Origin of the sequence: Microcoleus sp. bin48.metabat.b7b8b9.023, from assembly GCF_013299185.1 — a bacterium.
Taxonomy (GTDB): Bacteria; Cyanobacteriota; Cyanobacteriia; order Cyanobacteriales; family Microcoleaceae; genus Microcoleus.
Genome location: NZ_JAAFKG010000009.1, coordinates 111,842 through 124,971 on the forward strand (window position 1 = coordinate 111,842; position 13,130 = coordinate 124,971).

Genomic DNA, 13,130 nt, shown 5'->3' on the forward strand with positions numbered 1-13,130 from the left:
AAGATATGTTGCTTGGCAAATCTTTAGTCTTTCGATGGGGACACTTTTGCTATTGGCCTTTGCCTCCGCAAGCGATCGCACCCAAAACAGATAATCTGTAAGCAGGTAAAACAGGATCCCAGCCGACACCACTACCGCACAGCCGTCAAGGGATTTTAGATTTTAGATTTGAGATTTATGCCACAGATGAATCTGGGAGTTTGAGCAAAAGTCTAAAATCTTGAGTGCACCGCGACGAGTGCCGGCAAGCAAGTATCCGTTTTTAGACGGGGTCAACCGCCGAAAAAGCTCGATCGGGCAATTCCTATTATTTCAGTTAAAGAGTCAAATTCGATTAAACATTTGCTATGGGAGAGTAAAAAAGTTTACCTGTTAATTTTGGCGGCGGGCTTCAAACCAAGCAAGCAACTGCTCTCGACAAACAGACTCCATAATACCGCCGAGTACCTGTAAGCGATGACACGAAGGCGCGCTATCTGGAAGATTGGCCACCGTGCGAATTGTGCCAGTTTTCGGGTCATCTGCTCCGTATACCAGCAAACCGAGCCGAGCTTGTACGATCGCACCAGCGCACATCGGGCACGGCTCCAGGGTCACGTAAAGCGTGCATTGATTGAGATGCCAGTCTTGCAAAACCTTGCCCGCCGCCCGCAGCGCCAAGACTTCAGCATGAGCAGTCGGATCGCAGTCTCGCTCTCGCCGATTTTGCGCTTCGGCAATCAATTGGCCAGCACCGTCAACAATTGCAGCACCTACTGGCACTTCGCCCGCATCCCCAGCGGCTCGTGCCAATTCCACAGCCCTACTCATCCAGTGTTGGTGAATAGCATAATTAGAATCAGTAATAGACAACGGCTCTGTTCGCAAATTCACGATAATATCTAGGTAACTGAAAACACTTTATATAGTCTTATTTATCTAGTTGCTGTGGAGAAAATAAGTGCGATCGCTAAGAAAACAAGTTTTTTACCGAATTCATGGCATACTTGCCTAGCTGAAAACACTTAAGATCGAGAAATAAAGTTACACTACAGCCCATCCAGAGTAATTTTGAATTATGGACACCACCCTGATTAGCACTGAAGTTGTTGAGCTGTTGTCCCGGATTAGCCGCCAAAAGCTCCGCGAGCAAGATATCACTCCTTTGGTAGTCTTTCTAACTGCTCTGATTTCCATCCTGCGCGGAGTGATGATTATCGACAGGACGATCGCAGTTGAAGAAGAAGAACGGCTGCAAAAGACTCTCAAAGCCTTTGCTAGTGGCGACCCCCATCGGATAGAACTAATTCAGCGCCTTGTCAAAGGAATCTCCAAACAGCAGGTTTACTTCAACCCCACAGAACTGCTAACTCTGACAGCTTTCTTCTCAGAATCAGAAAAGCTGTTGCTCATCGGTTCCGGCTACGAAATGTCAGCGGTAGACGGACACATCGACCTGAGGGAGCAAATGTACTTACAGTCGATCGGCAATCGGCTCGGCCTCGACTCCAGACACATTGCAGTCGTAGACACTTTATTTACCAAAGAAGGAACTCTCAACCAAGAAGACTTTGCCGAAGTTAAAGCTTTACTAGCTCCCAGCGAATTTGAATCCCGGGATCCGGTATTTGCCAAAGCAGCAAAACACCTGCTGTCTCTGTTAACGCGCAAATAATGCAACGCATATAAATTATTTGCTGCTTCAAAATTTGAGACTGTTAGCACGGGAGAGGGGAATTGCGCGCTCTTGTAGTGAAAACCGGGTTGTTTAACCGGCAACAAGAGCGCTTTACAGTTTATTTGGGCGAACAAGTCGGTTTGGGCCGCGAGTCCCGCTTAATTTTTTTCCCAAAAGTCGATCGACCTTTGTATCCCATTGAACCGAATACGTCTAAAATCTAAAAGCGAATTATTCCGGCCTCGATCGCCCCAGCTCCCTCTTTAATCTCAACTTAACCCCGAATCAACGGGTACAAGCCCCCGACGCTGTTGAGTGAGTGGATGCTCCCCCAAATTGAGACTAAAGTTCCTACTCAGGTAATTCAATTGCCGAGTAAATCTAAAATCTATAGCGGTTCTCCAATAAGTGAGGTATGTTCTTCAGTCCAATGCCCAATGCCCAATGCCCAATGCCCAATGCCCTATGAGTATCTGATGTTACTAAGAAAGGCTATAAAATCTAAAATCTAAAATCTAAAATCGACTGATTGATTATGCAAATTGAATGGCAAACCGCCAAAACCTACGAAGACATTCTGTATCAAAAAAGTGGCGGCACCGCCAAAATTACCATCAATCGACCTCACAAACGGAACGCTTTCCGTCCCAAAACCGTGCAGGAATTGTGCGATGCCTTTACTGATGCCCGTGAAGACACAAAAATCGGCGTTGTCCTGTTCACCGGTGCGGGGCCTCATACAGACGGCAAATACGCTTTTTGTGCCGGCGGCGACCAAAGCGTGCGAGGTTCTGCGGGATATGTAGATGAAGGTGGCATACCCCGGTTGAACGTGCTCGACTTGCAGAAGTTGATTCGATCGATGCCCAAAGTTGTGATTGCTTTAGTTGCAGGATATGCGATCGGCGGCGGTCACGTTTTACACTTAATTTGCGACTTGACGATCGCTGCTGACAATGCTATTTTCGGGCAAACCGGGCCCAAAGTCGGCAGTTTCGACGGCGGTTTCGGGGCCAGCTATCTCGCCAGAGTTGTCGGCCAGAAAAAAGCCCGAGAAATTTGGTTTTTGTGTCGTCAGTACAGCGCCCAGCAAGCTCTAGAAATGGGTTTAGTCAACTGCGTCGTACCCGTCGAACAACTCGAACTCGAAGGAATGCAGTGGGCTGAGGAAATTCTCGAAAAAAGTCCGATCGCGATCCGCTGTTTAAAATCCGCTTTTAATGCCGACTGTGACGGTCAAGCCGGTCTCCAAGAACTGGCTGGAAATGCCACTTTGCTGTATTATATGACCCAGGAAGGTGCCGAAGGCAAACAAGCCTTTTTGGAAAAACGGGAACCCGATTTTAGTCAATATCCTTGGCTGCCGTAGCTCGATCGAGAAATGAGTTTTGGGATTCCCTCATTCAAGTTACAGATACTATTGATTGCTGTGAGTTGAATGACCGAGTTTAGTCGATCGTCCAAAAGTATCAGTATCGATACCAATTCGCAAAAAGAATGAAACTGCTTTGCCAGATCCAAATCATAATAGTTATCAGTGATTTCCCAATCGCCAATCGAAAATGATACAATCTGTCCTGTTGCGGACGGACTAAACCGAGACTGCTGCTGATTTTTCGGTTAATGTTGTGCCCGTCAACTGGCAGGCATTACGTTCAGAAACAGTAACAGCGGTCTCATGCGGAGTCGCAGTCTGTTCTTGCCACAGTTCAATTTCTGCGATGTTTTCCCAAGATGCCCCAAAAGGCGAAACCGCCAAAGAACAAGCTTTCCACTGACTTTGCACCGGCGCGCTCAACAGAGCGCAAATTCCTCCGCGTCTCCCCTCAGGGGTATAGTGGCGGCAGTGACGACAAGCAGAAATTAATGGGGTTTTCATAAAAGTGTTGGCGGAAATCAGTTTCATCTCTAATTCTCCTGTGTAGAGCTAGGAGGTTTTAGAGCATCCCAGCCCTTATCCTGTCTGGGTTATAGCGATCCCCGAAGCACAATCAACCTTAATGATTTATTTATAATCTTGTTATATATAGAAACAATCACCTGAGTCCTTCCTCATTTTGTAGCGAAAAAGACAGGTTAAAAGTTTATAAAGGGTCAGGGATCAAGCAAAAGAACAAATACGGAACGACTATGAGATCTTCTAAATAAACGGTTGCTCCCATGCCAAAATCTGCTGAGAGTCTGTTCAACAGTTGACAGTTGACCGCTTGACAGTTGACCGTTGACCGTTCGAGAGCTACCTCTACCCTTCAGTCCGAGGATTGGAGTAATGAATAGTCTGATTTTAATTTCTCCCGCTGATGCGGGCGGGCTTTCAACCAATTCTTTCTGGTAAGCAGGCTCCGGGACACAGCAAGAATTAAGTTGTCAAACGAAAATGAAAACAGAGCAAATGGCGATCGACACTTGGGGCCCAAAGGCAGCAGTTGCCTTGACACCAAAAGCAGCTAATCCTAGAATAAGCAAGTTTTAAAGCTTCTTGTTGATAAAAAAAGTTCGGCAAGCGGAAAACGAGCGAGTCTTTAGACCGCTCGATGAAAGCGGCACGGGCGGTTTGAACCGCCGTGAATCTTTCTTGATTTTTAAAATTTTTAGCAGTGCAAAAAGGGCTTTTGCCGTTACACTCTATTGTTGGGATGGATACACAGGTGTAAACCTGGGAAGCAAATGCCTACCATATATTCAAGGTACGCGGGGACTCCACGGAACCAAGGGCTAAGCCCCTTAAACGCTTGAGGAGCTTGCTGAAAGGCAAGGATAGCAGCCCACCATTTTTTGGCAAGAGGATTGCGCCCAAGAACCCTAGTAATAGGGATATTAAGAACGAAATTTCTTAAGAATCTCAGTCGCCAAGAGCGCTGAGAGTGTCAACTTTAGAATCAAAACATTAAAATCAATTCAGAGGCGGTAGGAGTTTTGCTAATGAGTAAGCGTTCTTCAGTGGAATCCCCAAGTCAATCCTCATCAACCCCAATCAAACCTGCTTTGCAAGCTGTCCTGGGGTGTTTGGATGTCAACCTGGAAGCAGAACTGACAACATACAGAAGACACAGGCGGCGCGCCGAACAGTGGGTGTCGCCATCAGTTCGCAGCGGCCAGCCAACAGCCACAACCGAGCCACAAAAAAGCCAAAACCTACCGCAGGCTGCGGAGGAAGCCCAGCAACCGCTGTCGCTGCCCCTATCCCTTGGCGGCGTCCAGGGCGATTCCCCGCTAGCAACTACCTTGGGTGGGACAAAAATATCTAGCAATACCTTTGCACCCAACAATTATCTCGAATCCAGCGAAAAACTGATCGAAAGTTTGGACGAAGCAAAAGCTGAGCCTGCGGAAGAACGCAGTTTGGCCGCGAGTCTGTTAACTCCCTTGGGACTGAGTTCGATGTTGCTGTTTCTGTTGTCGTGCACAGCTTTGGGTTACGCAGTGATGCACCCGTCAAGTCTGGTTAAAATGGCAGGCCTGAACCGTTTTCTCGATCGTACAAGCACAACCCCCTCTACTAACGAAAGTCCGGCAGCTACAACGGTAGATAGCAGCAGCAAGGAATTGCCGAAAGCTCCAAATCTGGCATCCAAAGAATTTGTCGAGCTAGATTTGAACACTCTCAGCAACGTCAATCCCACAACCAGTCCCATTGCTTCCCCATCGCCCAAAGCATCAATCCCCCCCAATCCGCCAGCACCTCCTGCCCCCATCGGCGCTGTCCCAATTCCGACAGAAGACGGCAACCCGGCCAGAGGTAGGGAACAAGGACTCAACAATATCAGTACCGCTTTGCTTCCCAGCCCCAGCCCCAGCGCCGCCCAGACAGTCCCGACACTGCCGACACTGCCTCCCACACCCTCCCCAGCCCAGCCAGCAGCAGCCCCGACAGTAGCAGCCTCGACAGCCACAGCAGCCCCGGCCGCAGCAGCCCCGCTAGGAAGACCGACACGGGCTAGCGACGGCTTTTATTACGTTGTCACCGATTACACCAATGAAAAAGCGCTGCAACAAGCCAGAATCGCAGTTCCCGATGCCTACGTGCGGAACTTCTCAAAGGGTGTCAAAATTCAAATGGGGGCTTTGAACGATTCTGCCTCAGCAGAACGTTTGGCAAAGGAACTCCAAGCAAAAGGGGTGAAGCCGCAATTCTATCAGCCGTAAACTCGGCAAACGATCGAAAAATTCAACTAAATTGTTAGACAAAGCTAGATAACGATGAATGTTTTGTCTAACACAAAATTGTTTTTTTACTCAGACAACTTCTTAGACAGAATGCAAATCTTGGGCTCGCAAATTAAATAATTTACACATAATTGTGGGATGGGCGTCCCGCCCGTCATCAAGGGACGGGCGGGACGCCCATCCCACAAGAACAATAAAAATTGTAAGTTATTTAATTCTCATTCCTTAGTCTAAAATTTGGGAATCGACCCTGAAGCTCGCGTTGGGGGCTTGTACCTATTTTTGGGCTGGTCATATCATGTCCGGTCGATTACCATAACAAAAACGGTTTGTAGTGTGGACTTCAGTCGGCAAAAAGCTGCGGACTAAAGTCCGCTTTTGCGGACTAATCTTACTGCGGTTAATCGATCGCACACAAGATCGATCGAAAATGGCAAATAATAGTATTAATTTTCAGTCCTAAATCTAAAATTTAAGAAAATCGGGAGATAGGTAAAATGGGATTATTCGATCGCCTGTGGCGAGTGATTCGAGCCAATATTAACAGTTTGGTCGGAGCGGCCGAAGATCCAGAAAAAATTCTGGAACAAGCTGTAATGGATATGCAGGAAGATTTAATCCAGCTCAGACAAGCCGTAGCAGGAGCCATTGCCGCTCAAAAACGCACCGAACGCCAGTGTTCCCAAGCTGAGTCCACAGCAACAGAATGGTACCAGCGGGCACAGCTAGCTTTGCAAAAAGGCGAGGAAAATTTAGCGCGGGAAGCTCTGACGCGCAAGAAATCCTATCAAGAAACGGCAACGGCGATGAAAGCCAGTCTCGGACAGCAAAACGCTGTGGTTACTCAACTTAAAGAAAATATGCGATCGCTCGAAAGTAAAATTTCCGAGGCAAAATCAAAAAAAGATATGTACATTGCCCGAGCTCGATCGGCCGCATCCTCGGAAAGGCTGCAAGAAATGATGGGAAATCTCAGTACCGGCAGTGCTTTGAGTGCTTTTGAAAAAATGGAAGAGAAAGTCATGCAGCTAGAAGCTCGCTCCGAAGCCATCGCAGAACTTGGAACAAACGATTTAGAAAAGAAGTTTCTCTCTCTCGAAGCTGCTGGCGATGTCGATGCTGAGTTGGCGGCGATGAAAACACAAATGCTTCCGGGCAAGAATACACCAAAATTGCCGTCGGGCGAGCCTCCCACATCCTGAACCCCAGTCAACAGAACAATATTTGGGATAGTCGGCCAAACTTCTCAACTATGCAGCTAGAGATGGCCAACCAGCATATTGGGGAATTCCCGGATCGAAGTTAAACTCAATATATAGGTGCATCAATTAGCTTGGCTGCACCACTGACTCGATCGCTTTAAACTGTATTTATATGTTTGCCAAATTGCCAAAAGCTCGATCGCACTAAAAATCTGACCAACTGAGTCTCACCATCGCGGGCTAACGCTATCAGCCTGCTTTGGGCCTACTTCGTACACCTCACCCAGGAAAAATAGCATTATGGGATTATTTGACCGCATTAGCCGAGTCGTCAGAGCCAATCTTAACGATATGGTCAACAAAGCTGAAGACCCGGAAAAGATTTTAGAACAATCCGTTACCGATATGCAGGAAGACTTGGTGCAGTTGCGTCAAGCCGTTGCCAGCGCGATCGCCACCCAAAAGCGCACCCAGACTCAGTACAATCAAGCTGAATCCCAGTCTAACCAGTGGCAGCAGCGCGCTCAACTCGCCCTGCAAAAAGGAGACGAGACTTTAGCCCGCGAAGCTCTAGTACGCAAAAAGTCTCACGCTGAAACGGCTGCTACGCTGAAAGCGAGTCTGGAACAGCAATCGGGTCAAGTGGAAAGCCTCAAACGCAACTTGATCGGTTTGGAGAGCAAGATTTCCGAAGCCAAGACTAAGAAGGATATGCTCAAGGCGAGGATTTCTGCTGCTAAGGCTCAGGAACAGCTCAACAATACCATTGGCTCTCTCAATACTGGCAGTTCAATGGCAGCTTTCGATCGCATGGAAGAAAAAGTTTTGCAGATAGAAGCCCGCGCGGGAGCTTCCGCAGAGCTGGCGGCTGGCGGGAGCAATTTAGAGGAACAGTTCCGCTTGCTTGAAAGTGGTGGCGATGTTGACGACGAGTTAGCTCAGATGAAGGCTCAACTGAGCGGAGGTTCTGTGTCTCAAGGTCAATTGCCGGCTGCGGGTAAAACTGCTGCGGCTCCTAGTAGCTCGGAGTCGAGTCCGGTGATTGACGCGGAGTTGGAAGAATTGCGATCGCAGCTCAATAAAATGTAGTAATTTCTATCACAATTCACCGATTTCTCAGATAACCCCGCCCAACAATGGGTACCAGCCCCCGACCCTCGTTTAGGGTCGAGTTCAAAATTTTAGACTAAGGTTCAAGCTCCCAAATTGCATGAGAGAGTAAATCTAAAATCTAAAATCTAAAATCCAAAATCTAAAATCGACTGACAACTTTGATAGAATGCTCCGCCTACCTACAGCGCTAGCTTGGGGAAGTCGGAGCTTTTTCATAGATTTTTGAGCTCACCACAAAAAACATTTTTTGTCAAGTATATTTATCTTTAATTTAACGACTTAAGTCTTAAACAAAAGTGATAAAGTTACTTTAATCTTTGCAATTGCGCCGGCAAATCCTGCTCGTAAGTGTAAATAACTATCAATTATTGTTAATCAATGATGGCCCTACCACATTCCAGAGGGTTTTGTAAAATCAAGTTTTTTAGCGCAATAGCACTTGGTTGTTCAATTACAGCGATTTGCTTCGCATCGTCAGCAGCTCAAAGTGTTGGCGATCCGATCGTTACTGGTGAATCAGGCGGGCGATCGCCCTTTGTTAATAACAATTTACAGTCTCAATTAAAACTTAATCCAGAAACAGCAGACTATCGCGATCGACTTTCTGGCGATTTATACTCAGGTTCAGAATTAGATAGCAGTAAAGAGCCAGAAACCGACATCCCGGAATTTGCCGCAGCAGCGCCAAGTCAGGAACCTGAAACTCTCGCCCAATTGCCCAACCGAGGAGACAACCGACAAGAAATTCCGATTCCCAATCCTGTACTGCCAAATTCGACTCACCTCCCAGAACCCGCGCCAAGAACGCCCCTACCTCCGATAGAACAGCTTTTGCTACCCGTCCCCGTACCGAGACGGACTGAAGAATTGCCGAATATTCCGGGTACGATAACGGTCGATCGATTTGAAGTAGTTGGCAGTACCGTCTTTAGCAAACAAGAATTAGATGCTGCACTCAAAAACTTTGTAGTCCGCCCGCTGACTTTCGCCGAACTACTATCGCCCGGGGCGGATGCTCGCGGTAAAACTCGGGTTTCGGCGCTGAGACTGTTGGAGGATTTTACTCAGCGGGGAGAGAGGGATGTCTTGGTGGCGCGATCGCACTTCAATCTGGGAGTCTCAGCATTTGGTGCTACCGCGAGCAACAGCGAGCCTGACGGTCAATTTTTGACGTGGCGGGGTCAATTGCAGTACGTGCGGTTGTTGGCTCCCCAGACGCTGCTGGTTGTGAGATCCCAGGCGCAGTTGGCTGGGGGTGAGCTTTTGCCGATCGAACAATTTGGTTTGGGCGGCCCGGATACAGTGCGGGGCTACCGTCAGGATGCTTTGGTGGCGGATAGCGGACTTTTTGCTTCCGCCGAGTTGCGGTATCCGATTTTGCGTACCGGGGACAAAAAAGGTATTTTGCAGGTGACGCCGTTTGTGGATGCTGGCAATGTTTGGAATAGCGGGGGAAGGGTGGCTCTGGAAGCAAATACTCTGCTATCAGCGGGATTAGGCTTGCGGTGGCAGTACGGCGAGAGGTAGAATTCTCGGTTCGGCTGGGGCATTCCTTTGATTGGCATCAAATCGGGCGAGAGGAGTTGGCAAGAGCGCGGGCTGTATTTTTTCGTAGAATTCAAACCTTTTTAGGAAAATAGCCGTTCTGCCCTTAGCGGAACTGAGTAATTTGGCTATATAGTAATAAGTATCATTTGGCACTCATCTTTAGGTGCCAAGAGTGCATTTTACTGAAATTTTTTACATTAAACTATGTCTAAGGTGCGGTTGCTGGTTTTAAGTTCTTTTGCTTCCGGTTTTGGTTTTTGCTCAATCATTTTGGCGATGTTTACGATGATTTATGCGCTGTCGTTTACGTCTTTTTTTGTATTTGTTTTAACCTTGGTATTCTTTGGCATAAATATGGTGTTTGCTTTGCATTATTACACATCAATCACTAAGCAGTTGAGCGTGAAAGGTAAAAGTAAAGCTAGAATTTAGGGCTTGTGAAGCAGCAACAGACAAAAGCATGGAGAGTCCTTGATAGAATTTGAAGCTAATCCAGAAAAACGCCTCTGGGTTAGGACAATTATCTAGCTGTAAGTCATAATTATTGTAGGTCTAATTATTTAGGAGGTGCGATCGTGGTCATTGCTCAAACCAACCCGCCAAACCTTGCTTCAGATGCAACAAAGACGAGCTTCACTCCCGATCAATACCGGGCAATGGAGGAAACCGCCGAAGAACGTCACGAATATTGTAACGGAGAGATTATTGCTATGCCAGGAGGTTCACCCGCTCACAGCCGTATTGCCGTAGACACTACGACTTTTCTGAATGTGGCTCTCCGAGACACCAATTTTCAAACCTATAACGGCGATTTACGAATTTGGATTCCTAGCTTCAATCACGGAACTTATGCCGATGTTATGGTAATTGATGGAGAACCGGAATTCCATGGATCTCGCACGGATGAAATTCTCAATCCTTTACTGATTGTCGAGGTTCTTTCGCCGTCTACCGAAGCCTACGATCGAGGTGAAAAGTTCCGAAAATATCGCTCTCTTCCTAGTTTCTGTGAATATCTGCTGGTTAGTCAAGCTGAACCATATATTGAACAATATCACAACCTCGATCGCCCGTCGGGCGATCGCTGGCAATGGCAAGTGTACGATGGGATGGAAAAGGCGATCGTCCTGCACAGCTTAAATATAGAACTGCCGATGGCTGAGGTCTATCGCCGGATTAGTCTTTAAGGGCGATTTTTTCAAGTTTGAAATGAATTATATTTAACTAGAAATATAAATTTAGGAGAAAGCTATGGTTACTCTAATTCAACATCCAGGGCAAAACCAACTTGAAACCCCACCGGAACAAAAAATCTGGACAGATGCCGAATTCATGGCACTCAACCGAGATGGACACCGCTATGAACTTGTAAATGGAGAACTAATTGATATGGGAAACTCGGGTGCAAAACACGGTTATGTTTGTAGCATTTTGATGATTTTGCTTGGTGGCTATGTCCGCCTTCAAAAATTAGGTGCTATGTTCGATTCCAGCACTGCTTTTAAGATGAAATCAGGGAATAAGCGATCGCCCGATGTTTCTTTTATGGCAAAAGAACGTTTGCAAGGGCTAGATGACCTCCCCGATGGCTTTCTAGAGGGTGCACCGGATTTGGCTGTAGAAATCCTGTCTCCTAGCAATACAGTCGAAGAAATTCACAACAAACTCGTAGAATATTTCGACAATGGCTCGCGTTTAGTTTGGGTGATTCATCCTAAAGAACAATATGTGTTGGTATATCGATCGGCCCAGGAACCCGATCGCCTGCTCAAGTCTGCCGACTCCCTTGATGGCGAAGATATCGTCCCCGGCTTTACTTTGGCGGTTGCCGAGTTATTTCAAAAGCTTGATTTTTCATAAAAGGGCGATCGCACTCTCGAACATTGCTAATAGTATTAATAATTTGACTTCAGCAGCTAGGAAAATGGATATCATATAGTGTCCGGTCGATTGACCGCGATAATATTCGTTCGTAGTGCGGACTTCAGTCCGCAGAATATTGCGGACTAAAGTCCGCACTACGAACAGTTTTTTGTTATAGTAATCGACCAGACATGATATCCCTTTTAGGGGCTACTCCCCACACACAAAAACCGGGCAACTTCACAGCTACCCGGCAATCTAAACTTTAGACTTCAGATAAATCTAAAATCTTCAACCTCAAATTATTAAACAGCTACAGCCTTCTTAGGAGCGCTCAATTCGCCCTTTGCATACTTAGCTGCAAAATCATCCAAAGACATTTGCTTGATCTTTGTACCGTGACCAGCGCAACCGAAAGAGTTGTAGCGATCGCTACAAACCTTCTGCATATACTTGATCGACGGCTTCAAGAAGTGGCGCGGATCGAATTCATCTGGCTTGGCAAACAAAGCTTCGCGCACCGCAGCGGTAATCGCCAAACGGTTGTCAGTGTCGATGTTGATCTTGCGAACGCCGCACTTGATGCCTTTTTGGATTTCTTCCACAGGTACGCCGTAGGTTTCGCGGATAGTGCCGCCGTTGCTGTTAATGATTTCCAGCAATTCTTGGGGTACAGAAGAAGAACCGTGCATTACCAAGTGAGTATTCGGCAAGCGGCGGTGAATTTCTTCGATGCGGCTGATTGCCAAAATTTCGCCAGTCGGCTTGCGGGTGAATTTGTAAGCGCCGTGGGAAGTGCCAATTGCCACTGCGAGAGCATCAACGCCGGTTTGCTCGACGAAATTAACAGCTTCTTCAGGATCTGTCAGCAATTGATCGTGGGAAAGCGCGCCTTCAAAGCCGTGGCCGTCTTCTGCTTCGCCCATCCCTGTTTCCAGAGAACCCAAGCAACCCAGTTCGCCTTCAACGCTAACGCCGATGGAATGAGCAACTTTTACTACTTCGCGAGTAACTTCAACGTTGTACTCGTAGCTGGCGGGAGTTTTAGCATCCGCTTCCAAAGAACCGTCCATCATCACGCTGGTGAAACCTTGGCGCATGGCAGAATAGCAAGTGCCGGGGGCATTGCCGTGGTCTTGGTGCATGGAAATGGGAATGTGAGGATAGGTTTCAACTGCGGCCAAAATCAAGTGGCGCAGGAAATTTTCTCCAGCGTAGGAACGAGCGCCGCGAGAAGCTTGCAGGATCACAGGGCTGTTGGTTTCGTCAGCAGCGCGCATGATCGCTTGGATTTGCTCCATGTTGTTGACGTTGTAAGCCGGTAGGCCGTAACCATTTTCAGCCGCGTGGTCGAGCAGCAGTCGCATAGGTACAAGCGCCATAGATATTCCTCCTAATTATTTGTGTTTCTGGGCAGTGGATTTTGAACAAGCTCAATTCTTACGATAATCTTAAGACAATTTGTTGCCGATCGCGCATTATGTTTCTAGATTTCAATTTAGGCTCAAAAAATCCACATTGCCCAAAACTAAATTTGGGGCAATCCCGCTGGGCTTGCCCTGAACTCCTGATGAAAGCTA

General features: G+C 47.3%; 13 protein-coding genes. 9 read left to right on the top strand and 4 right to left on the bottom strand.

Annotated elements, in window-relative coordinates:
• Nucleotides 1-372: 372 nt before the first annotated feature.
• A complete protein-coding gene (locus QZW82_RS07890; protein WP_293146874.1) occupies nt 373-810 on the bottom strand; it encodes a nucleoside deaminase in 438 nt (145 codons plus the stop codon).
• 247 nt (nt 811-1,057) lie between these two features.
• Here QZW82_RS07890 and QZW82_RS07895 point away from each other — a divergent pair, with 247 nt between their 5' ends.
• The 3 genes from QZW82_RS07895 (at nt 1,058) to menB (ending at nt 3,026) form a co-directional block, all read left to right on the top strand.
• The gene (locus QZW82_RS07895) at nt 1,058-1,654 is read left to right on the top strand and encodes a TerB family tellurite resistance protein (protein WP_293146797.1); all 597 of its coding nucleotides are present in this window, start codon (nt 1,058-1,060) and stop codon (nt 1,652-1,654) included.
• A gap of 62 nt (nt 1,655-1,716) precedes the next feature.
• Entirely contained in the window at nt 1,717-1,881 is a 165-nt protein-coding gene (locus tag QZW82_RS07900; protein ID WP_293146798.1) for a hypothetical protein, read from the top strand.
• A gap of 311 nt (nt 1,882-2,192) precedes the next feature.
• Entirely contained in the window at nt 2,193-3,026 is an 834-nt protein-coding gene (gene menB / locus QZW82_RS07905) for a 1,4-dihydroxy-2-naphthoyl-CoA synthase (RefSeq protein ID WP_293146799.1), read from the top strand.
• Nucleotides 3,027-3,248: 222 nt separating this feature from the next.
• Here menB and QZW82_RS07910 read toward each other — a convergent pair whose 3' ends face one another.
• Entirely contained in the window at nt 3,249-3,563 is a 315-nt protein-coding gene (locus QZW82_RS07910; RefSeq protein WP_293146800.1) for a hypothetical protein, read from the bottom strand.
• A 1,016-nt stretch (nt 3,564-4,579) separates the two neighbouring features.
• On the opposite strand from QZW82_RS07910, the gene QZW82_RS07915 reads away from it, so the two are divergent.
• The 6 genes from QZW82_RS07915 (at nt 4,580) to QZW82_RS07940 (ending at nt 11,547) form a co-directional block, all read left to right on the top strand.
• The gene (locus QZW82_RS07915) at nt 4,580-5,803 is read left to right on the top strand and encodes an SPOR domain-containing protein (RefSeq protein WP_293146801.1); all 1,224 of its coding nucleotides are present in this window, start codon (nt 4,580-4,582) and stop codon (nt 5,801-5,803) included.
• A gap of 518 nt (nt 5,804-6,321) precedes the next feature.
• Entirely contained in the window at nt 6,322-7,026 is a 705-nt protein-coding gene (locus tag QZW82_RS07920) for a PspA/IM30 family protein (RefSeq protein ID WP_293146802.1), read from the top strand.
• Nucleotides 7,027-7,326: 300 nt separating this feature from the next.
• On the top strand, nt 7,327-8,115 hold the full coding sequence (locus QZW82_RS07925) for a PspA/IM30 family protein (RefSeq protein ID WP_293146803.1): 789 nt from the start codon (nt 7,327-7,329) through the stop codon (nt 8,113-8,115).
• A gap of 402 nt (nt 8,116-8,517) precedes the next feature.
• Nucleotides 8,518-9,666, top strand: a complete 1,149-nt coding sequence (locus QZW82_RS07930; RefSeq protein WP_293146804.1) for a ShlB/FhaC/HecB family hemolysin secretion/activation protein — start codon at nt 8,518-8,520, stop codon at nt 9,664-9,666.
• Nucleotides 9,667-10,262: 596 nt separating this feature from the next.
• Nucleotides 10,263-10,874 (top strand): Uma2 family endonuclease, encoded by a 612-nt coding sequence (locus tag QZW82_RS07935; protein WP_293146805.1) that lies wholly within the window; start codon nt 10,263-10,265, stop codon nt 10,872-10,874.
• Nucleotides 10,875-10,938: 64 nt separating this feature from the next.
• A complete protein-coding gene (locus tag QZW82_RS07940; RefSeq protein ID WP_293146806.1) occupies nt 10,939-11,547 on the top strand; it encodes a Uma2 family endonuclease in 609 nt (202 codons plus the stop codon).
• On the opposite strand, the gene QZW82_RS07945 is transcribed toward QZW82_RS07940, so the two are convergent.
• The gene (locus QZW82_RS07945; protein WP_293146807.1) at nt 11,542-11,706 is read right to left on the bottom strand and encodes a hypothetical protein; all 165 of its coding nucleotides are present in this window, start codon (nt 11,704-11,706) and stop codon (nt 11,542-11,544) included. The two genes, QZW82_RS07940 and QZW82_RS07945, sit on opposite strands and share 6 nt — an antisense overlap.
• Before the next feature lie 149 nt (nt 11,707-11,855).
• Nucleotides 11,856-12,932 carry a class II fructose-bisphosphate aldolase gene (gene fba, locus QZW82_RS07950; RefSeq protein ID WP_293146808.1) on the bottom strand — a complete coding sequence of 359 codons (1,077 nt, stop codon included), beginning with the start codon at nt 12,930-12,932 and terminating at the stop codon, nt 11,856-11,858.
• Nucleotides 12,933-13,130: the final 198 nt, after the last annotated feature.

Bases quoted from the DNA above. Each gene is read 5' to 3' on its own strand.
- QZW82_RS07940 (WP_293146806.1), top strand. From the start codon at position 10,939: ATGGTTACTCTAATTCAACATCCAGGGCAAAACCAACTTGAAACCCCA.
- menB (WP_293146799.1), top strand. From the start codon at position 2,193: ATGCAAATTGAATGGCAAACCGCCAAAACCTACGAAGACATTCTGTAT.
- QZW82_RS07910 (WP_293146800.1), bottom strand. From the start codon at position 3,563: ATGAAACTGATTTCCGCCAACACTTTTATGAAAACCCCATTAATTTCT.
- QZW82_RS07925 (WP_293146803.1), top strand. From the start codon at position 7,327: ATGGGATTATTTGACCGCATTAGCCGAGTCGTCAGAGCCAATCTTAAC.
- QZW82_RS07930 (WP_293146804.1), top strand. From the start codon at position 8,518: ATGATGGCCCTACCACATTCCAGAGGGTTTTGTAAAATCAAGTTTTTT.
- QZW82_RS07895 (WP_293146797.1), top strand. From the start codon at position 1,058: ATGGACACCACCCTGATTAGCACTGAAGTTGTTGAGCTGTTGTCCCGG.
- QZW82_RS07915 (WP_293146801.1), top strand. From the start codon at position 4,580: ATGAGTAAGCGTTCTTCAGTGGAATCCCCAAGTCAATCCTCATCAACC.
- fba (WP_293146808.1), bottom strand. From the start codon at position 12,932: ATGGCGCTTGTACCTATGCGACTGCTGCTCGACCACGCGGCTGAAAAT.
- QZW82_RS07890 (WP_293146874.1), bottom strand. From the start codon at position 810: ATGAGTAGGGCTGTGGAATTGGCACGAGCCGCTGGGGATGCGGGCGAA.
- QZW82_RS07920 (WP_293146802.1), top strand. From the start codon at position 6,322: ATGGGATTATTCGATCGCCTGTGGCGAGTGATTCGAGCCAATATTAAC.